19 protein-coding genes and 1 other RNA gene are annotated in these 21,391 nt (G+C 50.4%); 8 read left to right on the top strand and 12 right to left on the bottom strand.

Going from position 1 to position 21,391, the window contains the following annotated elements; all coding sequences use genetic code 11:
- Positions 1-54 precede the first annotated feature (54 nt).
- Positions 55-231, top strand: a complete 177-nt coding sequence (locus AC27IB_RS17245) for a hypothetical protein (RefSeq protein ID WP_487122468.1) — start codon at positions 55-57, stop codon at positions 229-231.
- Positions 232-276: 45 nt separating this feature from the next.
- On the opposite strand, the gene AC27IB_RS17240 is transcribed toward AC27IB_RS17245, so the two are convergent.
- From AC27IB_RS17240 to AC27IB_RS17215, 6 genes are all read right to left on the bottom strand, one after another.
- Positions 277-1,554 (bottom strand): M24 family metallopeptidase, encoded by a 1,278-nt coding sequence (locus tag AC27IB_RS17240; protein ID WP_487122466.1) that lies wholly within the window; start codon positions 1,552-1,554, stop codon positions 277-279.
- A gap of 23 nt (positions 1,555-1,577) precedes the next feature.
- Complete coding sequence (locus AC27IB_RS17235) at positions 1,578-2,933, bottom strand: M24 family metallopeptidase (RefSeq protein WP_487122464.1); 1,356 nt, start codon at positions 2,931-2,933, stop codon at positions 1,578-1,580.
- A 123-nt stretch (positions 2,934-3,056) separates the two neighbouring features.
- Entirely contained in the window at positions 3,057-4,232 is a 1,176-nt protein-coding gene (locus AC27IB_RS17230) for an FAD-dependent monooxygenase (protein WP_487122462.1), read from the bottom strand.
- A gap of 25 nt (positions 4,233-4,257) precedes the next feature.
- The gene (ubiH, locus tag AC27IB_RS17225; RefSeq protein WP_487122460.1) at positions 4,258-5,451 is read right to left on the bottom strand and encodes a 2-octaprenyl-6-methoxyphenyl hydroxylase; all 1,194 of its coding nucleotides are present in this window, start codon (positions 5,449-5,451) and stop codon (positions 4,258-4,260) included.
- 28 nt (positions 5,452-5,479) lie between these two features.
- Positions 5,480-6,793, bottom strand: a complete 1,314-nt coding sequence (pepP, locus tag AC27IB_RS17220; RefSeq protein WP_487122458.1) for a Xaa-Pro aminopeptidase — start codon at positions 6,791-6,793, stop codon at positions 5,480-5,482.
- On the bottom strand, positions 6,793-7,353 hold the full coding sequence (locus AC27IB_RS17215) for a UPF0149 family protein (protein ID WP_296046486.1): 561 nt from the start codon (positions 7,351-7,353) through the stop codon (positions 6,793-6,795). The genes pepP and AC27IB_RS17215 overlap by 1 nt, the downstream gene beginning before the upstream one ends.
- A gap of 256 nt (positions 7,354-7,609) precedes the next feature.
- Between AC27IB_RS17215 and ssrS the strand changes: the two genes are divergently transcribed.
- The 6 genes from ssrS (at position 7,610) to serA (ending at position 12,527) form a co-directional block, all read left to right on the top strand.
- A non-coding RNA gene (gene ssrS / locus AC27IB_RS17210) (6S RNA) lies at positions 7,610-7,791 on the top strand.
- 21 nt (positions 7,792-7,812) lie between these two features.
- Positions 7,813-8,709 (top strand): ribokinase, encoded by an 897-nt coding sequence (locus tag AC27IB_RS17205; RefSeq protein ID WP_487122456.1) that lies wholly within the window; start codon positions 7,813-7,815, stop codon positions 8,707-8,709.
- A 33-nt stretch (positions 8,710-8,742) separates the two neighbouring features.
- Positions 8,743-9,687, top strand: coding sequence for a nucleoside hydrolase (locus AC27IB_RS17200; RefSeq protein WP_296046489.1), 945 nt, complete (start codon positions 8,743-8,745; stop codon positions 9,685-9,687).
- 41 nt (positions 9,688-9,728) lie between these two features.
- Positions 9,729-10,322, top strand: a complete 594-nt coding sequence (locus tag AC27IB_RS17195; protein ID WP_487122454.1) for a 5-formyltetrahydrofolate cyclo-ligase — start codon at positions 9,729-9,731, stop codon at positions 10,320-10,322.
- A gap of 130 nt (positions 10,323-10,452) precedes the next feature.
- Positions 10,453-11,106, top strand: coding sequence for a ribose-5-phosphate isomerase RpiA (gene rpiA / locus AC27IB_RS17190; RefSeq protein ID WP_296046494.1), 654 nt, complete (start codon positions 10,453-10,455; stop codon positions 11,104-11,106).
- Positions 11,107-11,297: 191 nt separating this feature from the next.
- Positions 11,298-12,527, top strand: coding sequence for a phosphoglycerate dehydrogenase (gene serA, locus AC27IB_RS17185; RefSeq protein WP_487122453.1), 1,230 nt, complete (start codon positions 11,298-11,300; stop codon positions 12,525-12,527).
- 2,040 nt (positions 12,528-14,567) lie between these two features.
- Here the strand turns inward: serA and AC27IB_RS17180 are convergent.
- The 5 genes from AC27IB_RS17180 to AC27IB_RS17160 form a co-directional block, all read right to left on the bottom strand.
- A complete protein-coding gene (locus AC27IB_RS17180) occupies positions 14,568-15,305 on the bottom strand; it encodes a DUF481 domain-containing protein (protein ID WP_487122451.1) in 738 nt (245 codons plus the stop codon).
- A gap of 126 nt (positions 15,306-15,431) precedes the next feature.
- Positions 15,432-16,244 carry a DUF481 domain-containing protein gene (locus tag AC27IB_RS17175; RefSeq protein ID WP_487122449.1) on the bottom strand — a complete coding sequence of 271 codons (813 nt, stop codon included), beginning with the start codon at positions 16,242-16,244 and terminating at the stop codon, positions 15,432-15,434.
- 42 nt (positions 16,245-16,286) lie between these two features.
- On the bottom strand, positions 16,287-17,105 hold the full coding sequence (locus AC27IB_RS17170) for an HDOD domain-containing protein (RefSeq protein ID WP_296052061.1): 819 nt from the start codon (positions 17,103-17,105) through the stop codon (positions 16,287-16,289).
- Positions 17,106-17,166: 61 nt separating this feature from the next.
- Positions 17,167-17,448, bottom strand: a complete 282-nt coding sequence (locus tag AC27IB_RS17165) for a DUF1289 domain-containing protein (protein ID WP_296052063.1) — start codon at positions 17,446-17,448, stop codon at positions 17,167-17,169.
- Between the two features lie 65 nt (positions 17,449-17,513).
- On the bottom strand, positions 17,514-18,224 hold the full coding sequence (locus AC27IB_RS17160; protein ID WP_487122446.1) for an SIMPL domain-containing protein: 711 nt from the start codon (positions 18,222-18,224) through the stop codon (positions 17,514-17,516).
- Between the two features lie 198 nt (positions 18,225-18,422).
- Between AC27IB_RS17160 and AC27IB_RS17155 the strand changes: the two genes are divergently transcribed.
- Entirely contained in the window at positions 18,423-19,148 is a 726-nt protein-coding gene (locus tag AC27IB_RS17155) for a hypothetical protein (protein ID WP_487122444.1), read from the top strand.
- 753 nt (positions 19,149-19,901) lie between these two features.
- On the opposite strand, the gene lpdA is transcribed toward AC27IB_RS17155, so the two are convergent.
- A complete protein-coding gene (lpdA, locus tag AC27IB_RS17150) occupies positions 19,902-21,320 on the bottom strand; it encodes a dihydrolipoyl dehydrogenase (protein WP_487122442.1) in 1,419 nt (472 codons plus the stop codon).
- Between the last annotated feature and the right edge of the window lie 71 nt (positions 21,321-21,391).

Here is a 21,391-nt window from a genome sequence, read left to right as displayed (position 1 = left end):
CGGCACAAGCACTACTATGAGCTGGCAGTTTATTTTTAATTACGGAGAAAAATCATGAGCAAATCAACTATCACTACCCTTAGCCAACAACAACTCAGCAAGGTTACCGGCGGCAGCATCATTCAGGTACCAGTGCTAACTCCAGTCACGCTGCCCGACCCGGTGTTTATTCCGGTTGATAAAAAAGACATTCCCGTGTTAGTTAACCCACAGGTAACACCAATGATCTAACCGTGGCTCAGTGACTGGCGACACCTTGCCGCCAGTCACTTTCTATCAGGCTTGTAACGGTTCGAGCTTACCCAACGGCTCTGCTGGCGACACGGGTGGTGAGGTAAACCAGGCTGGTCCCTTTGCTGTCATGTACAGGCAATCCTCCAGTCGTACGCCAAATTCACCGGGAATATAGATCCCCGGTTCATTAGAAAAACACATCCCGGGTTGTAACACCGCCTTCTCACCTTTTACAAAATTCACGCTTTCATGCCCTTCCATGCCAATCCCATGACCGGTGCGGTGAGAGAGCCCTGGTAACCGATAGTCAGGTCCATACCCTATTGAGGTGTAATACTCACGCACGGCATCGTCGACACTGCCGGCGGGCTTTCCTAATTGCGCTGCAGCAAAGGCAATGTCCTGACCTTTACGTACGGTTTGCCACACCTGCTCCTGCTTGTTAGCAGGCTCACCAAATATAAAAGTACGGCTGATGTCCGACTGATATCCATGCACGGCACACCCACAATCCATCAGCACCACAGAGCCATTGTTGATAGTTTGTTGCTGACGGGTACCATGAGGATACGCGCTGGCTTCATTAAACAATGCCAGGCTCCATGGCTGGCTGCCGCCGAGCGCCACCATGGTCTGATTCATCATGGTTTTCACTTCGGTCTGAGACATCCCCTTGCGCAGCCGTTTATACACGTAACCATAGGCCGCTAGCGTTATTTCGTTGGCTTTGTGCATTAGCGCCAGTTCATGGGCAGATTTCATCATTCTGCAGCCGCGCGTGACCGGTTCGGCACTTACCGCCTGCAGTTGAGAATTGGCGCTCAGGATGCCATCAGAGACAAAAAACCGCACGCTGTTTTCAAATCCAATCCTGCCCTTTTTAATTCCCCGGTCAGCAAGGATTTGGGTAACCAATGCAAAAGGGCTCTCATGCTCCTGCCACACCCGCACATCGTCACCCACTTCCAGCGACTCACGAATGCTGGGCTCCTCAAAAAACGGGCAAACCACGCCAATTTCGCCCTCACGGGGGATCACCACGCCTGTCAGCCTTTCACTGCGCCACCATTGAATGCCGGTGAAGTACACCATCGCCGCCCCCGGCTCCAGCACAACGCCATCAATATTCAGCTCGCTCATTAGTAATTGTGCCCGGGCGATGCGGCTCTTTCTTTCAGCTACCGATATGGGCGACAAGTCGCCTATCAGCGAAGTCAGTGATGCCAGTTCGTCATTCTGTCCTGCGGCATTGGCCTTGCCGGCCAGTAACAAACTCACGCTGCTTAAACCGGTTAATTTTAAAAATGTACGTTTATCCATATCTCGTTCTTCTTGTTTGGATGTTAAAACTGATGGGAAAACACCGAACGCGACGGGATCTCTATTAAACGGGTTTGCCGTCCATCCAGATACCAGACGCCGGTGTCATCAAAAAATGCATCTTCTTCCAGCATGATGCGAATGTCTTTACCCCATGGGGTCACCATCACCGCATTATTCAGCTCAATACTGTAGGCGGTGTTCAGGTGCAGCGGATAATCACCATCACCCGGCACACCACCCTGCTTGTCCCACATGCCCAGTGTAGTGCCCGCCGCATGGCCATGATAGCCCAGCGGATGAGTGTAAATGGTCGGCTTTAAACCTGCCGCTTTTGCCTTTGCCAGACTGCTGGCCAGTACCTCATTACCGGTCCGCCCCTCAGCGAATTCGCCGGTAAAAATATCCTGCAACTGATTGGCTTTTTGCAGCGCCTGGTGCAGATAATCCGGGGCGCTATTCTCGCCCGGCATTAAAATATAGGCGTGTTGTTGTGTATCGGTATTTAAACCAAGATAAGTAATGCCAAAATCAACATGCAACAGATCGCCAGGCTGGATCACCTCGGCGTGGTTATCGTCAAATGTGGTTTCGTGGTCGAAACGCTTATTATCGCTGCGCTGCAGCGATACCGAAGGATGAAACCAGGTAGCCAGTTTTAGTTCTGCCACCCGCTCTCTGAACCACCACACCAGATCGTCAGTGGTTGTTTTGCCCACTGTGATGGTTTTAGCGGAGAACCCTTCAGCTATAATCTGGTGGGCCACTGCCACCATTTTTTTATACTGCTCAATTTCGGCATCAATGCGGGTTTCCAGCCACCCCACAGCCAGCGCTTCGGCAGACACCACCCGCGACTGATATTTTGACGGCAGTTCAGACATTAATTTTGTACGGTCGGTTACGGTCAGGCCATCTGCATGGGCCCATATCTCAGACTGGTTCACACCAATAGTCTGGGGGTCAAAACGCTTGATAATGGCATTTAACGCCTGCCACTGATCCGGCTGTTCGGCTTTGTCCCACGCGCGCTCAAACATACTGCCCACCTTATACGGCGCAACAGCCAGGGTGTGTACGTTGCCCTGTTTATCTTTAGCAATAACTAATACCGTGGTGCGTCTGGCGGATTGTAGCCAGTCTGCCGGCAAAAACGTCCGTAATACCGGATCTTCGTTATATTCGCGGCTAATCATCAGCCACATATCAATACCGCTGCGGGTCATTAGCTGTGGTAACAGTTGCTTAACCCGCTTTGCCAGCAAGGCATCCTGCACTTTTGCGCGCTCGCGCAATGAGAGAAGTTCGTCGGCCGGTGCCGCCTGACTGTTAAATACGGCTAAACCGCCCAGTAGCAGTAATACATTCAACACTCGCATACCGGGTATGCTCCTGATAGTGAAAAAAGACTTAGCTACTGTATGCCCGCTTGGCCGGAGTTGCAACGCCAGCACGATAAGCTGGCGTGCGATGACGTTAAAGGCGGTATTACAACTGGCGTGTTACCAGCCCATTGCCTGAGTAATAAAGCGTTGTTTTATCGACGGGATAGCATCGGCCGTGCACATACCCACGCCGCGGATTAGCTTCTTGAGCGGATGGCTGCCACCAAACAGTTGTTTAAAGCTTTCCATAGCAGCAATCATCTTAACCGCCTCACTCTTGCGGGCCCGTTCAAAGGCTCTTAACTGACGCGCCTGATGAAAAGCGGCCTGCTCGGCGGCCAGCTTTTGCAGGCTGTCGGCCAACGCAAAAGCATCCTGTAAACCAAGGTTTGCGCCTTGTCCGGCTAACGGATGAATCGTGTGTGCTGCATCACCAATAATGACTAAGCCATCGCTCAGCCACTGGCGGGCATAGCGCATGGTTAGCGGGAAGTGCATGCGCGCACTTTCAACCGCGATTTCGCCCACGTCGCCTTCGATGGCAACCTGCAGAGCTTTGGCGAAGTCACTGTTAGACAACGCCAGTAACTCATCGGCTTGCTGACTGTTCTGCGACCAGACAATAGAGCATAAATTGGGATCGCTCAAGGGTAATAAGGCCAGCGGTCCGGTTGGCGTAAACACCTGGCGCGCCACTTTACCGTGAGGCTCTGCGGTTTTAATAGTTGCCACAATGGCGGTATGACCGTAATCCTTAAACGTCAGCGGAAAGTTGGCGTATTTACGAATAGCCGAATTAGCCCCATCGGCTCCCACTAACAACCGGCAGGACACCACTTCGTCGCTGTCGAGCATAAGCATGGTTTCGGATTGTCCGGTTAACACTTTGGCAATGTGGGTCGACGGTAATATCTGCACATTGGCCTGCTGACTAACCTGATGATGTAATGCATTAACCAGAGACTGGTTTTCAATGATATGCCCCAGTTCAGAGGTGCCCATTTCTTCACTGCTGAACTGGATCCGGCCAAAACTATCCTGATCCCAAACCTGCATCTGCGTATAAGCACTCAGGCGTTGCTGGTCGAGATGCTGCCACACACCCAGTTGCTCAAGCACCTGTTTATTCGCCGCGTTAATCGCTGACACCCGCAGTTCGGGCTGCTCTGAAAGAGGCTTGGCTATGGGAGTGGTATCGATCAGAATAACCGACAAATCGGCCTCTTTCAGAGACCGGGCCAGTGCCAGCCCCACCATGCCTGCGCCGACTATTGCGATGTCCGCCTGATACATATTTTGTGTCCTGTATTGTTCGGAATTACTGCCCAAAACCCATGGTCTGGCGCACAAACTTCTGCGATAACCCATCACAGAATTCCATTGCCAGTAAGCCGGCATTCCGGCCTACCACCAGCGGTGCGTGCCGGTTAGAAAACAGCCTCACCAGTCCATCGGTTAAGCCGATAGTAATGGCTTTATCCTTTACTCGTTTTTGCCGGTATTGGTTTAATACCGAAAATGCACCCGGGTCGTTAGCGTTAGCAAGAATACCGGCCAGTTCCAGTACATCTCTGAGCCCCAGGTTAAAGCCCTGCCCCGCAATGGGATGCAACGCCTGTGCGCCATTGCCAACCACCACGCAACGATGGCTGGTAAATTCGCGGATCTGATTTAACATCAACGGGTAACTGTGGCGGCTGCCCACCTTGTTAATCACGCCATGTCGGTGGCCGATTTGTTGCTGCAACTGGCTGATAAATTGTGCCTGAGGCCATGCCAGAGCGGCTTCTGCTTCGTCGTGGCTTAAGGTCCAGACTAACGAGTAACAGTTAGCGTAGTCACTGCTGTCATCTTCAGCAAAGGGCAGCAGGGCCAGTGGCCCGTTTGGCGTAAAACGTTCGTGAGCCCAGCCGTTGTGCGGCTCACTTAATTGCACGTTGGCAATTAGCGCAGACTGGCCGTAGTCTTCGCTGCTACGTTTGAAATTGAGTTTATCCGCCAGTTCAGAGCGCCCGCCATCGGCCAGCACCAGTAAACCGGCGGTTAACGTGCTGCCATTGCTGAGCTGTAGCTCAATGCTATCGGCAGACTGGTTAACTTCATCCACCGTTACACCTTCCAGCACGCTGAGTTCTGGTAACCCGGCGGGAAAAAGCTGCTGACCAAGTGCCTGTATCCCCACTACCTGGCCAAAACTTTGCGACTGATAATCGCTGGCGTGCAGGCGAGTCTGGCCAATGAATCCCTGGTCGGAAACCAGTATATGTTCGATGGGCGTCGCGAAGGCTTTGTTCAGATCGATGCCCAGCTCCGTGAGCGCCTGCTCGGTGCGTTTTGCCAGGGCAATTACCCTGGCATCAAACCCCTGATGGCTGTGCGGATCCCGGCTAAACTGATTGGCGTCGATTAAGGTAACACTGTGGCGGCCTTGCCTGATCAGCAAACGCGCCAACGCAGAGCCCACGGCTCCGCCACCCACAATAACAATGTCTGACTGGTTATTTTTTGCCACTGACTGTGTTTAATCCTTCTACGGGCAATCAGCCCTCGGCCATTAAGGCTTCGATGTCTGCAATAGTTTTCGGGACGTCACCGGTTAACATTTGGTGTCCATCCTCGGTAATAACGATATTATCCTCAATTCGGATCCCTATGCCGCGATATTGCTCGGGAATATCGTCTTCTACCGGTATATATATGCCCGGCTCAACGGTAATCACCATACCAGCAGCCAGCGGTCTGGGCTGGCCGTCCTGCAGGTAATCGCCAACATCATGGACGTCGAGGCCCAGGTAGTGCCCCAGGCCATGCATAAAGAAGCGTCGCCAGCTTTTGCTTGCCAACGCCTCTTCCGGGCTTTCTTTTAATAAGCCTGATTCGCACAAGCCGCGGCAAATAACCTCAATCACCACTTCCGTCACGGCCGGTAATGTTACCCCGGCTTTTAGCTGCGCCAAAGCGGCCAGTTGCGCATCGAGCACCAGTTGATACACCCTGGCCTGCGCAGCAGTAAACTTGCCGTTAACCGGAAACGTACGGGTGATGTCGGCAGCATAGCCGTGAAATTCGGCCCCTGCATCGATCAGGATCAAGGAACCATCAGCTATTTGCTGGTTATTTTCGGTGTAATGCAGGATACAGGCGTTCTCACCACCGCCCACTATCGTGCCGTAAGCAGGTTGCCGGGCACCGGCCATGGCAAACTCATGATGCAATTCGGCTTCAAGCTGATATTCGTAACAGCCGGGCGAGGCAAACTGCATAGCCCGGCAGTGCGCACGGGCGGAGATTTTTGCCGCCTCACGCATCACAGTGATTTCGTCGGTGGATTTAACCAGCCGCATTTCATGAATTAACGGCCGACAATCTACCAGTGCAATAGGGGCTAAGCTTTGTTTTGGCGCTTTGCGCAGGGTGTCGAGTGCGCCAAACACCCGTTCATCGGCAGCGGCAAACTCGCCTTGTGGGAAGAACACCTGTTGATGGCCTTCCAGCCACTCGGTTAGTACCTCAGGCAACACCTCTGTTGAATAGGCTTCATCAAGTTTAAACGTTTCAACCGCCTGCTCCGGGCCCAAACGTCGGCCGTGCCAGATCTCAAGCTGTGGATCTTTAGGCTGGCATATTATGGCGCGATATTCGCCGGCATAGCGTTCGTGATTAGACAGTAATAACCAGGCATCCGGCTCGTTAAAGCCGGTGAGATACCAGAAATCACTGTTCTGGCGAAACACATACTCGGTATCACGGCTACGGGTTACCAGCTGTGCCGAAGGCAGCACCAGCACACTGGCTGGCGGCAGCTGACGCAATAAGCGGGTTTGGCGCTGGCGAAACTGTTTAACGGTAATCATTAATGGACAGAAGGCGAATCTTGCTGGTCTTCGAGTAAAGACTGACCCAGTTCGTTAAAGCACAGCAGCGCAGAAATGCGGACATACTCCACCACTTCATGCAGGGCCTGTTCTGACTCTTCGTCATCGTTCATGGGCTCTTCCATGCGGGCAATATCCGAGAAATCCTGTAACGCTTCGCGCACGTCATCCGAGCAATTACTGAGCTTTTGCTGATACAAACCAAAACCGGCCATAAATCCCTGAACCCAGTTGATCAACGCAAGACCGCGATCATTAATAGGCTGGCTATCGTCGGGCAGCATCAGGCGTAAAGCAAACTGGCCATCAACCAGTTGCTGACAGGTTTCGTTGAACAGGTTTTGTAACTGGGAGACTACCGGTTCAGCCAGCGGCTGCCCCTGGTTCATGGTGTCCTGCAGGATCACCAGCCATTGCTGCTCACTCAGTGACATACCGCCACATAACATCCCGCACATCATGCCATGGATTTCAGCGCCATCCACAACCATCTCGTTATCGGCAAGGCATTGGGTTAAAGAATCGAACTCAGTGGACATAAGACATTCCATAAACAATTTGGCCAATGCTAACAAATGCACCGGTTTAAATCCAAAACTCCCGTTTATAATACCCGGAGCGGGTTAAAATTACAGCTAAGCGGGTACAAAGTAAGCATTTGAATATCATATGACGGATCGTGTCTGGCAGTTCACGGCCGATTCTACTATGATCACCTTTCGCAAGTTATTCATCACAGACTTGCATAGCGACGCAGAGGGCGTAAACTGACTCCTTTGAAATCGCTAACAACAATGTCTCCTGGGGTGTTTGCCAGTCTATTCATGTCCCTGGCCGATGCTATTTACCAAGGAAGTTGACTTGTTACTATTGAGCAGGCTCGGCTCGTACCGAGAAGCCTACGGTAATAATGATGCTTCCGCCCTGAACATTTCGGTTCTAGGGCGAATAATAGACAGCGGCACTTTGGGAGACGCCATTTATCGACGGAATTAATAATGGCAATCATAAACTTTGGATCGGTAAATATTGACCATGTCTACCAGGTCGACCACTTCGTGCAGCCCGGCGAAACTATCGCATCAACCCATTACCAGCAACTTCTAGGCGGCAAAGGTGCCAACCAGTCTATCGCTCTGGCAGCAGCTGGTGCAGAAGTTCGCCATGTCGGCAAGGTAAACCAGTCAGACAGTTCATTTAAACAAACACTGATAAAGCATGGCATCGACTGCCAGTTTTTACAGTGTGTCGAAGCGCCCTCGGGCCACGCAATTATTCAGGTCACCCCGTCAGGGGAAAATGCCATTGTTCTGTTTGGCGGCGCCAATCAGGAAATCGGCAACAAAGAGATTATGCATGCGCTGGACAAAACCCGCCCGTCAGACTGGGTATTAACCCAGAATGAAACCAGTGGACTGGTAGAAACCCTTCAGCAAGCTAAAGAAAAGGGCATTAAAGTGGCCTTTAACCCGGCCCCGATGAGTGAGTCGGTTAAATCGCTGCCTCATGAATGCATTGACCTGCTGATCGTCAACGAAGTGGAAGCGGCTGAGCTTTCCGGCGAGCAGGAACTCGACGCTATCATTGAGCACTATAAAACCCAATGGTCACATGCTGAGGTGATCATTACACTGGGTAAAGCCGGTGTCATCATGCTCAAAAATCAACAAACCATTCAGGTCGACGCCTTTGTGGTGGATGCCGTGGATACCACTGCCGCCGGCGACACCTTTATTGGTTATTTTTTAGCGGCTTACAGCCAGCACGCGGATGCCCGTCAGGCATTAAAACGCGCCTGCGCGGCATCAGCCATTTCCGTTACCCGTGCTGGCGCAGCGCAGTCTATTCCCGAAGCCAAAGAAGTCGATCGCTTTTTGGCGAAACACACCGGGTAAACGGCAAATTAAAAAGCATTAAAAGAGAATATTATGACGCACAAAATTATTATCGATACGGATCCGGGCATCGACGATGCTATGGCGATATTTTTTGCCTTTCAGTCCCCTGAAATTGAAGTAGTCGGGCTGACCACCGTGTATGGCAACATTCCGGTCAGCATGGCTGCCCGCAACGCCCTGACCCTGTGTGATATCGCAGGTCGACAAGACATACCGGTAACTAAAGGTGTTGCATTACCCTGGGTAGGCCCGGAGTCAGGATACGGGCACTTTGTGCATGGTGATGACGGCTTTGGAAACATCGATTATCCGCCTTCAACCCGCGAGTTAGACCCTCGTAGTTCAGCAGAATTCATTGTTGAAATGGCCCGCAAGCACCCCGGCGAAATCACTCTGGTTGCCATTGGCCCATTAGGCAATATCGCTCTGGCGCTGCGCCTGGAACCGGAATTACCCAAGCTGGTTAAAGGTATCAGCATCATGGGTGGGGCCGCTTTTGTTCCGGGTAATGTTACCCCGGTAGCCGAAGCCAACATCTGGAACGATGCTTATGCTGCAGACGTCGTTTTCTCAGCTGACTGGGAAGTGAAAATGTTTGGTCTGGACGTTACCCTGTTTGCACCAACCGATCCGAAGTTTGTCGACATTCTGGCTGAGAAGAATCCGGTAATGGGTGGCTTTATGCAAAAAGCCTCGCAATTCTACATCGACTTTTACTCACAAAACCGCGACGAAAAAGTATGTTTCTTTCACGATGCCTTCCCCATCGCCCATTTGGTGAAGCCGGAGTTGTTTGAATTTACCCGGGGCAACATTCGCATTTCGACCGACGAATTAAACCGCGGCCAAACGGTAGTAGCAGTACCTGGCACCACGGCCAGCCCGCTGTGGACCGAAGCAAAATTTGTGCAGGCCGCCACCAGCGTAAAACACGATGAGTTGTTCCAACTGTTTATCGATACTTACGCACTGTAAACATTAAGCCCTGTCTGCTGACAGGGCTTTTTATTGAGCTTATGACCAACACTCTTCCCTTATCCCGCAAAGCATTACGCCAAACTCTGCGCGCCAGACGTAATGTCTTGAGTCACCGTCAGCAACGGGAAGCGGCCAGTTTACTGAGTACGCAGATCCAATCGATCCTGACGCTGCCAAACAGTACGGTAGCAGGTTACCTCGCCAATGATGGCGAAATCGACTTAGCTCCCACTATCAGCGTCTGTCAGCAAGCCGGGTCTGTCACCCTGCCGGTGTTGCACCCTTTTACCGGCAAACATCTGCTGTTTCAGGCATTCACGCCATTGACTGAAATGACATTCAATCGCTTCGGCATTAGCGAACCCGCGTTAAACAGCACCGCTATCCGCCTGCTTCATCAGCACCAGTTGTTGCTGATGCCATTAGTAGGATTTGATGCGCAGGGCAATCGCCTGGGTATGGGCGGCGGTTTTTACGACCGCACGCTGGCCAATATCAACCGCCTTGCACAGCGCCCCACACTGGTGGGTGTAGCCCACGATTGCCAACAGGTTGACGAGCTACCCGTTGAGCCCTGGGATGTGCCTCTCGATCTGATTATTACTCCCACACAAATTATCAAAACCAATTAATCCGCCCCTTGCACCACCCCATTTCCTAGCGTGATATTCAGGTTTTCAGGCCGCCTCTTTCTATAATTCCCTATGCTAAGGGGGGGAATATCGGCTAAAATACCGCCTCATTTTTTCAGCGGGTATAAGCATGGATCAGAACGCGAAAAAGCAGGCGGTAGGTCGCGCTGCAGTAAAATACGTCGAGCCAGACACCATTATTGGCGTGGGCACGGGCTCAACGGTTAACTATTTCATTGACGCACTGGCAGATATAAAGCACCAAATCGCCGGCGCGGTATCAAGCTCTGTTGCTTCCACCGAGCGCTTAAAAGCGCTGGGCATCGACGTGTTTGAACTTAACGAGGTCGACAGCTTGTCTATTTACGTAGACGGCGCTGACGAAGTCACCGAGCACAAACACATGATCAAGGGCGGTGGCGCGGCCCTGACTCAGGAAAAGATTGTTTCTGCTGTAGCCAAAACCTTTGTATGCATTGTGGACAACAGCAAGGAAGTTGGCGTACTGGGCACATTTCCGCTGCCGGTCGAAGTGATCCCCATGGCCCGTTCTTATGTGGCCCGCGAGCTGGTAAAACTGGGCGGCGATCCGGTATACCGCAACGGTGTGGTAACCGATAATGGCAACGTGATCCTGGACGTGCATAACCTGGAAATACTCAACCCGGTAGAAATGGAAAAAGCCATTAATAATATTCCGGGAGTGGTTACCAACGGGATTTTTGCCTTACGTGGTGCAGACATTGTATTGGTTGCTACTGAAGACGGTGTAGTAACCCGGTAATAAACCCATCAGACAATACTGGATGTGCCCTAGCAAAAGTGCCGGGGCCCAACATGACTAAAAACGACAAAAACGTTCCTAGATATTCCAAAGTGATGCAACAAAGCGCTTTGTTCTACCAGGGAGTTTATGGTACTTTACCCGTATAGACGTCCAGATGTCTCTTAAATTCCCTGACTGAGAGCGATGTAATGAGCAAATTTTCACTATCAAAAGATAAAATTAAGATCTTGCTGCTGGAAGGTGTGCATAAAAGCGCCCTGGAAACCCTGCAGTCTAATGGTTACACCAACATCGAGTATTTGAAAACCTCGTTACCCGAAGATGAACTCATCGAAAAGATGAAAGACGTTCACTTTGTCGGCATTCGCTCTCGTACTCATATCTCCGAAGCCGTCGTTGAAGCCTCCAGTAAACTGGTTGCCGTGGGTTGTTTTTGTATCGGTACCAATCAGGTTGATCTGAAAGCTACTCAGGCCCGTGGTATTCCGGTATTCAACGCGCCTTTCTCAAACACCCGTTCTGTAGCAGAACTGGTACTTGGTCAATTGATCCTATTATTGCGCCGGGTACCACAAAAAAATGCACAGGCCCACCGCGGCGGCTGGGACAAGAGCGCAGAAGGCTCTTACGAAGCACGGGGTAAAACACTGGGTATTGTGGGTTATGGCCACATTGGTACCCAGCTGTCTATTCTGGCTGAGCACTTAGGCATGCGCGTGCGGTTTTTCGATATTGAAGACAAACTGGTGCTGGGTAACTCCGAACAGGTGAAGTCGATGGATGATTTGCTGGCCATGTCAGACGTTGTGTCTCTGCACGTGCCGGAAACTCCGGAAACCAAGAATATGATTGGTCAGGCGCAACTGGCTAAAATGAAGAAAGGCGGTATCTTAATTAACGCCTCTCGCGGCACCGTAGTCGATATCGACGCGTTAACTGAAGCGCTGGCCTCGGGTCACATTGGTGGTGCAGCCATCGACGTATTCCCGGTAGAGCCTAAGTCGAACAACGAAGAGTTTGAATCACCACTGCGTCAGTTCGACAATGTTATCCTCACGCCACACGTAGGCGGCAGCACCCAGGAAGCACAGCAAAACATCGGCATAGAAGTGGCCGGTAAACTAGCTAAGTACAGCGACAATGGCTCTACCCTGTCTGCGGTTAACTTCCCTGAAGTATCACTGCCAGAAAACGTGAAACGCTCTCGCTTACTGCATATTCACGAAAACCGCCCGGGCGTGTTAACCCAAATCAACCAGGCATTTGCGGCCAAGAGCATCAACATTGAAGCCCAGTACCTGCAAACCAACGCCGACATTGGTTACGTGGTTATCGACGTGGAAGCAGATAAGGCCGAAGATGCTCTGTCTGAGCTAATGCAAATTAGCGGAACTATCAAGACCCGCGTACTGCACTAATCAGGCTTTACCAACTAGCATACTCAAAAGGCTGTCTTCATTAAGACAGCCTTTTTTATAGGTATTGCAACGTCATCAATACAGCCTGTATATGCTGGAGTTTCCACTTATCCAAGTCATCCCGGAAGTTCACTCCTTTCATCATCCCGGAAGCTCCCCTCTCGTCATCCCGGAAGTTCCCCCCTCTCGTCATCCCGGAAGCTCCCGCCTCTCGTTATCCCGAAAGTTCCCCCCTCTCGTCATCCCGAAAGTTCCCCCCTCTCGTCATCCCGGAAGCTCCCTCCTCTCGTCATCCCGGAAGTTTCAAAGAAACTATCCGGGATCTCCTCAACAGTTTTACTCACTCAATAAGACCTTTTTAAGTAGCCAGGTTATTAAGGAGAACCCGGCTCGCAGGCCGGGATGACGGTAAGTTTGAAGCTGGGGTTACAGGGGGCTTGAAACCATTACTAAGGCCCTTACCAAATCCGTCATACCGGAAGCCGTAACACGGCTATCCGGTATCTCCCTGCATGTTATCGTGGACTTTACAGGTACTCGGAAGCCTTTATGAACCAGTAGTACCGCACTGAATTTCATTTCTCCGCTGCTTGTCGGGGTGCCGACTGCACCCAAAGGGGAGATGGCTCCCCTTTGGAAACCTCCAGTTCTTTAACCGTGAAGAAACATACTGTAGCCGGCCAGGTAAAACCTATCGGTCAGAGAGGGCGTCCTGCCCTCCTGACCGGAGCCATCATCCATGATGCTCTCGCTTTTACTGGTTCTGACCGGCGACAGTATTTCACGATACAAAGAACCAAATAAAAAAGCCGGTTGTTTTGAGTACATCAGCCTGTTAGGGAGATCCCGGCTCGGAGGCCGGGAAGTTGGGGGCCGGATGACGGTAAGTTGGAGGCCGGGGATTACAGGAGGCTTGAGGCCGGTATTGTAGGTTGATACTGCTGCTTTTTACTGGTTCTGTTGTTGCGAATTATTGTGAGACAAAAAGTTTCCGGCAAAGCGTAGGCTCGTCACGGACGACGAGCCAGGGCAGCGCGGGCAGGACGCCCGCTCTGCTCGTTAGGTTTGCCCTTTTTGTTTCACAATATGCAGTTTCGCAACATAGAACTGAGCGGGGTCCAGGGGTGGCCTCACTGCCATCCCTGGTCGCTGTCGGCGACCCGACAAAGTACTGATATAACCCTGGCATTAAAAAGGAGGTATTAGTTGAGTCAGCCTGCTAGGGAGATCCCGGCTCGGAGGCCGGGATGACGATAAGTTTGAAGGCGTTATGACGGTAAGTTTGAGTGCCGGGTTACAGGAGAGTTGAAACCATTACTAAGGCCCTTACCAACCCGTCATACCGGAAGCCGTAACACGGCTATCCGGTATCTCCCTGCATGTTATCGTGGACTTTACAGGTACTCGGAAGCCTTTATGAACCAGTAGTACCGCACTGAATTTCATTTCTCCGCTGCTTGTCGGGGTGCCGACTGCACCCAAAGGGGAGATGGCTCCCCTTTGGAAACCTGCCAGTTCTTTAACCGTGAAGAAACATACTGTAGCCGGCCAGGTAAAACCTATCGGTCAGAGAGGGCGTCCTGCCCTCCTGACCGGAGCCATCATCCATGATGCCTCTACGCTTTTACTGGTTCTGACCGGCGACAGTATTTCACGATACAAAGAACCAAATAAAAAAGCCGGTTGTTTTGAGTAAGCCAGCCTGTTTGGGAGATCCCGGCTCGCAGGCCGGGAAGTTGGAGGCCGGATGACGTGAAGTTTGAAGGCGGTACGACAATAAGTTTGAGGGCCGGGTTACAGGAGGCTTGAGGCTAGGATGACTGTGAATTTGAAGCCAGTTATGACGGGAGGTTTGAAGCCAGTACTAAGGCCCTTACCAACCCCGTCATACCGGAAGCCGTAACACGGCTATCCGGTATCTCTTTACTATTATCTCAGAATCGAAAACAACCTAAAGAATGCTTAACACAAACAAAAAAGGCTGTCTTTAAGACAGCCTTTGCAGTTTTTCTCAGCGTTAACGCTGAATGACAACAACGATTAAAAGAAGTTATAAACCAGGGTAACCGCTGTTTCGGTATCCAGCTTTTCAACACCTTCATCAACGTTGCTGTTGTGATCCAGACGTACTGAAAACTTCATCGACAAAGAACCGCTGATAGTCGCAGTCAGTGCAGATTCAGCACGTGATTTGGTGTTCTCAGAACCCACCTCGGTACTCGCTGTTTGGGTAAACTTAGCCGTATCAGAGATAAACCATTTAAACGCCGCAGAACCACGAACAATAACGCTACTGGTGTCTTCACCTTCCTGAGTTTCAGACCACGAATAACCCGGACCGATACTGTATTCTAATGCCGTTTTCTCGGTTTTCCACATCTTTTGTGACCAACCGCCGGCCACTGTTGCCTGATACGCAAAGTTACTGAAGCGGTCATCTTCATACGAGGAGAATGCGAACAAACGGTGATCAGGATTTTCTAACTTGTAGTTTCCCTGCGCTGAGGCGAAAAACTTCTGTGCCGACGTGCGCTCTACTTCTTCACCATTCTGAAGAACCGTTTCCTCTTTATAGAGGCCTTCGATTTGATAATCGTTACTCCAGTTTTCAAACTCCTGCTGAGCGGTAATGCCAGCAGTGGCAGAAGAGGTTTCGGTGTTACCAGTAGTGATTATCAGACCAAACTCGCCATCCATTGTAAACGGCTTTGGTTCATCCTGAGCAATAGCGCTGGCAGCAACGCAGGTACCGGCGATGGCAAGTAGTAGTTTTTTCATGCGGGGGGTTCCTAAGTAAATTTAAATCCTGTTCGCCAAGTCTGAGGGGAAAAGAGTCGCCCATTGGCTAAAAACCGCTATGTTAAAGCATATCAGAGCAAAATCAATTCATCACAAGGACTAAATTTAGAAAAATCGATAGACAATAGTCACCGCCGTTTCGGTGTTTAATGACTGCGCATCGTTCACCGGACTCGTGTTGTGCTGAATGATAAACGAAAACTTCAGGGCCAGTGATTCAAATAAATTAGCGCTTAAGGATGTTTCGGTACGCGACTTGATGTTTTCATCACCCGCTTCCATCGACACAAACTGACGCAATTTCGCTCCGGTGGGCCAAATGTAGTGATATTCAGCTGACGCCCGGACGATAAACCCGTCAACCTGATCCGCCCGTTCACCGTTGTCGAATTTAGCAAAAGCGTAACCAGGCCCAACACTGTAACGGAAGTCGCTGATTTCGTTTTGCCACATTAGTTGTGACCAACCACCTGCTATGGATGAACGGTAATCATAGCCGTTGAAGCGATCATCCTCGTAGTCGCCGTACACAAATAAACGGCGGTTTTCCTGGCCGAGTTTGTAGTCTGACTGGGCATAGGTATAGAGTCGCTGCGCCGTGGTTTGATCAATCACGCCGCCATCTACGCTGACTTCGGTTTCCTTATACAGAAACTCCACCCAATAGTTATTAGAGAACCGTTTGGTTTCGTGTTCAGACTTCAGGCTGCTCTTTATTGAGGTCGCGTTGGTATTTCCCGAGGCAAATATCACCCCAAGCTCACCGTCAAGCGTAAACTTATTTTTTTGTTCTTCGTCGTATTCGACGAAGTCGGCATGATACAACGTACTGATAAGATCTTTATCAGCGGCCGATACCGACATACAAAACAGCGCCAGAACAAGTGGCGCTGCCTTCGCTAAAGCTTGGTGTAACATGGAAGCAGTTTTTATGTTTTGTTTTTATTGCCTAAGGAGCAATTACAAAACGGACACTGCTACCTTGTTAGTTTCTTTTTGGGCATACAGTTTGGCGTTTTGTAACACTTCATCGTCTAGCGGTAACAACCGGACCATGTCGGGTGATATAATATCCAACTCCGGATACCGTTCCCGCTGATAATGAGCCGTTGAAAGCCGTATGGCACAGGTTAACAAAGACACGTCTAAGTCGCTAGCCAATTTAACCCGATTGTGGGCAAATTTAACCGGATAAAACAACGGCATAGGCAGCTTCCACTGTTCCATAATTGAACCACTGCATTCACTGAATAAAAACCCGAAGTGAGCAACCTGTCGATCCCAGGGAGTCCCGGGCGAATCATCCTTTGCATATTGTTGATATTTCACAGGTTCACACTTAGCGATAACCAGTTCACTGAGGTTTTGCAAAATCCCCATAACGAAAAAGCGGTCGCTTCCCCGCACATTCATGTCTTTTGCCAGGTATTTTGCCAGCATGCCGGTAAACACCGATTGCTCCCAGTGCTTATCCACAATCAGACACTGATTATCAAAATGTTTAAAAGCAATATTCGCCGTTTCCGCCAGCACCAGATTATACAGCGCCTCACCACCAATAACGCTAACCGCTTTGCTGATAGACTCTATTTGCGCAGGAAACCGAAAAAGTGCGCTATTGGCCAGACGAAGTAACTTGGCGGTAAGAGAAGGATCGATGCTGATAAGTGCCGCGATGTCGTCCATATCGGAACGCGGATCGTCCAGCACGTTACGTAACCGCAAACAAATGTCCGGTAACGTAAAGGATTGCGTTGCATATTCAATAAATTGATTCATTACCCTGTGACCTTTCCTCGATCATAAATTTAGTATATCAGAGCGTAACAACCCCGCTGCGTTATTTGTCTGGCTCATTGCCAAACAAATCCTGTTGCAGCGGCTGTGTATCGGATTGGTTATTTGATTGTGCCTTACGACGCTGATAATAACGCTTGCGCCGGTTACAGGCATCCAGTATTACGCGTCGCGTACCATCATCGACCTGCAGCCAGTATAGCCGCTCTTCGCGGGAGCGAAAGCAGCCCTGGCAATACCCTTTTGGTCCGCTTTGACAAACGCCAATACACGGACTGGGAATCGTAAAAAACTCAAGCTGAGCCGGCTGCTGTTCGTCTGCCATGGTTACAGAATTTAATAATCAATATTATAAGCTTAGCACGCCTTCCGCGGCGTAAAGTATAGTTTTTAATCAGTCAGTGTGTATTCGATGGTAGAGACAACCCGAACTTGCTTGATGTGCGGGTGCTGACTATCACGCTCGAAGATAGAAAACTGGCCCTGATTAGCGCGTTTAATTTTACCGAGCTGACTGTTGGAGTCGTTGGCAAATTTTTCGGCCACCTCCCTGGCATTGATAGTGGCTTCCTCAATCATTTCCGGCTTCACTTCATTTAGGCGTGTGAAGATAAACTCCGTGCGGGCATTATAATTTTCGGTGCTCAGGGCAACGCCCTGACCGAGCAAATCAGCCAGATTTTGCTGCACGCTGCGTACTTTCATGACATCCGCCGAATAAACTGTGACGGTTTGCGTACCGCTGTATCGAAACTTCACACCATCATTGCTGCCGTAGCGTTGGGCCAGTTTATCGGTTACCTCAGGCAGTCCAACGGTAATCTCGGTGGTCTCGATACCTTGTGAGATAAGGTAGTTTTTTACTTTTTCGCTATTGGCCGACATAGTGTTATACAAGGATGTGAGATCGTTGTCGGCTGCCACAAACTGCAGTGGCCAGATCACTTTATCAGCCACATACTCCCGCTCTGATAACCCTTTCACCACAACAGAGCGTTCCCATTGTTTTGCCGTTATCAGCGCATTGCCGCCAAGGCCGCCGAGCGCCGCCGCCCCAAAGAAAATCCCAAACGCTAGTATACCTGCCGCACTCTTATCCATCTCATTATCCTTTACTTATTCACTCGCTATGATTGCCACTATAGACAAACTTTGTGGCGAAGTCGTGGCAATCCGCAGGTTGATAAAGGCAATATCAATGCAAGCCGCCTGATACATCCCACGCTAAACAACTGTACATTTTTCAACCACCACATATACTGATATTCACTCTACTATCTGGTTAACGGCGATTGGTACATGCAACTTAGTAAGCTTATTAAATTCGAGCCGATTAATCTCACCAGTATCATAATCACGATATTGATCCTGGCCGTACTGACCCTGTTTTTTAATCAACAGGTTGCTGACTTTCTTAGCCGCGTAGAAAAATTTGAAGCCGGCGCCGATGGTATCAGCCTCACTGCGACACCTGCAGTGCACCCTCTGGAACAGGTTGGAGACAACTTTCAAAACATTGTAAAAGGCGGCGCGCCGCTGGATCTATTCAGAAAATCCACCATTTCAGATTTAAACCGAAGTCTCGATAACATTCGTCAGGGCGATCAAGCCGTGATTAGCTTCGTGGTAGATGGAAACGCCGGTTATTATAACGACGCTGGTATGCTCGATTACCTTTCTATTGCCGCAGAAAAAGTGAAATATTTAGCGTTTTATAACAACGGCAAATTAGTCGGAGCAATCGCCATCGAGGCCGTCATTTCCGGGTTGGCCAACGGCTCAGCGGTTTATGCCCGGTTTGGTGACCGGTTGAATAATGGCGAATGGCGCTATTTCCCAAAGTTAATCAGTGATGACCAGGTTTTTTCAAACCAACCTTCGTTGGAAGAGCTATATCAACGGTTATTAGCCACCGGCCACTCGGCAATTCCCCTGGTTAACAACGACAAATTGGTTGGCTTTTTAGACTACAAATCTATTGCAGACGAGTTATACACTCAGGCAAAAGGCAGTCAACGGATTTAGATAGCCCCTGTTCATCCCGGAATTTGCACAGCAAATATCCGGGACCTCCCAACGTGTTATCGGGGTGTCTAGTCGACAAATAAAAAAGGTTGTCTACAGTGAGACAACCTTTTTAGGGGATCCCGGCTCGGGGGCCGGGATGACGAGATTGTTTTAACCTCCCCGTTATCCCGGCTCGGGGGCTGGGATGACGAGATTTTTTGACCTCCCGTCTTCCCGGAATGTGCGCAGCAAATATCCGGGACCTCCCAACATGTTATCGGGGTGTCTAGTCGACAAATAAAAAAGGTTGTCTACAGTGAGACAACCTTTTTAGGCGATCCCGGCTCGGAGGCCGGGATGACGAGATTTTTTGACCTCCCGTCTTCCCGGAATTTGCCCAGCAAATATCCGGGACGTCCCAACATGTTATCGGGGTGTCTATTCGACAAATAAAAAAGGTTGTCTACAGTGGGACAACCTTTTCAGGAGATCCCGGCTCGGAGGCCGGGATGACGAGATTTTATTAACCTTCCCGGCTCGGGGGCCGGGATGACGAGATTTTTTTAACCTCCCGTCATCCCGGAATTTGCACAGCAAATATCCGGGACCTCCCAACATGTTATCGGGGTGTCTAGTCGACAAACAAAAAAGGTTGTCTACAGTGAGACAACCTTTTTAGGAACTCCCGGCTCGAAGGCCGGGATGACGAGATTTTTTTAACCTCCCGTCTTCCCGGTCTTCGCTGAGCGAAACCGGGACTAAAAAAACGCTTTAGCGTTTTTTAGCTTTAGGATTCGGCAGGTCGGTGATGCTACCTTCGAAAATCTCACAAGCCAGACCGATAGACTCGTTCAGCGTTGGGTGAGCATGAATGGTCAGACCTACGTCTTCAGCATCTGCGCCCATTTCGATCGCCAGACCAATTTCGCCCAGCATCTCACCGGCGTTAGTACCAATCATGGCACCACCGATAACACGGCCAGAGTCTTTATCGAAAATCATCTTGGTCATACCGTCGGTTGCATCAGAAGCAATCGCACGACCAGAAGCTGCCCATGGGAAAGTAGCGGTTTCATAGCTTACGCCCTGTTCTTTGGCTTCTTTCTCGGTTAAGCCAACCCAAGCGACTTCTGGCTCAGTATAAGCTACTGAAGGAATGCAACGTGGGTCGAAGAAGTGCTTCTTACCAGCGATATTCTCGGCAGCCACGTGGCCTTCGTGAACCGCTTTGTGCGCCAGCATAGGCTGACCAACCAGGTCGCCAATGGCGTAGATGTGGCCAACATTGGTTTTCATCTGCTTATCAACAGAAATGAAACCACGCTCGTCAACCTTAACGCCGGCTTTATCTGCAGCAACCAGACCGCCGTTTGGCTTACGGCCAACTGCTACCAGTACTTTGTCGTAACAGACTGGCTCAGCAGGCGCGTTCTTGCCTTCAAAGCTTACATACAGACCATCGTCTTTGGCTTCAACGCCGGTCACTTTGGTTTCCAGCATGATGTTGAATTTTTCTTTGTAGGTCTTCATGAAGACCTTCATGATGTCTTTATCAGCAGCCGGGATTAACTGGTCGAGGAACTCTACCACATCAATGTTTGAACCCAGCGCTTCGTATACTGTACCCATTTCCAGGCCGATGATACCACCGCCCAGTACCAGCATTTTCTCTGGAATGTCTTTCATTTCCAGCGCGCCGGTTGAGTCAATTACGCGGTCATCTTCAGGGATGAACGGCAGTGATACCGGCTCAGAACCTGCGGCGATAATCGCGTTTTCGAAAGAAATAGTGGTTTTACCGTCTTTGCCTTCCACTTCCAGGGTGTTAGCACCGGTAAATTTACCGTAGCCCTGAACGTGCTTAACTTTACGCATTTTAGACATGCCCGCCAGACCTTTGGTCAGCTGGCCTACTACGCCGTCTTTGTAAGCGCGGATTTTATCCAGATCGATTTCAGGTTCGCCGAACGACACGCCGTGGCTGGCCAGGTGCTTAGCTTCTTTCATCACTTTAGCAACGTGCAGCAGCGCTTTAGAAGGAATACATCCTACGTTCAAGCACACACCACCCAGGGTTTCTCTGGCGTCAACCAGAACTGTTTCAATCCCCATATCAGCTGCGCGGAAGGCTGCTGAATAGCCGCCGGGGCCGGCGCCTAGTACCACTAACTGCGTTTTAATTTCGCTCATCGTGACCTCAAATCTGTCCTGTTTCTATACGAATGTAAGTGTCTGAATTGTAACTAGCTGCATCACAGCAG

Source organism: Alteromonas sp. 4NH20-0104, from assembly GCF_057547795.1.
This window is presented reverse-complemented; position numbering and strand designations above follow the sequence as displayed.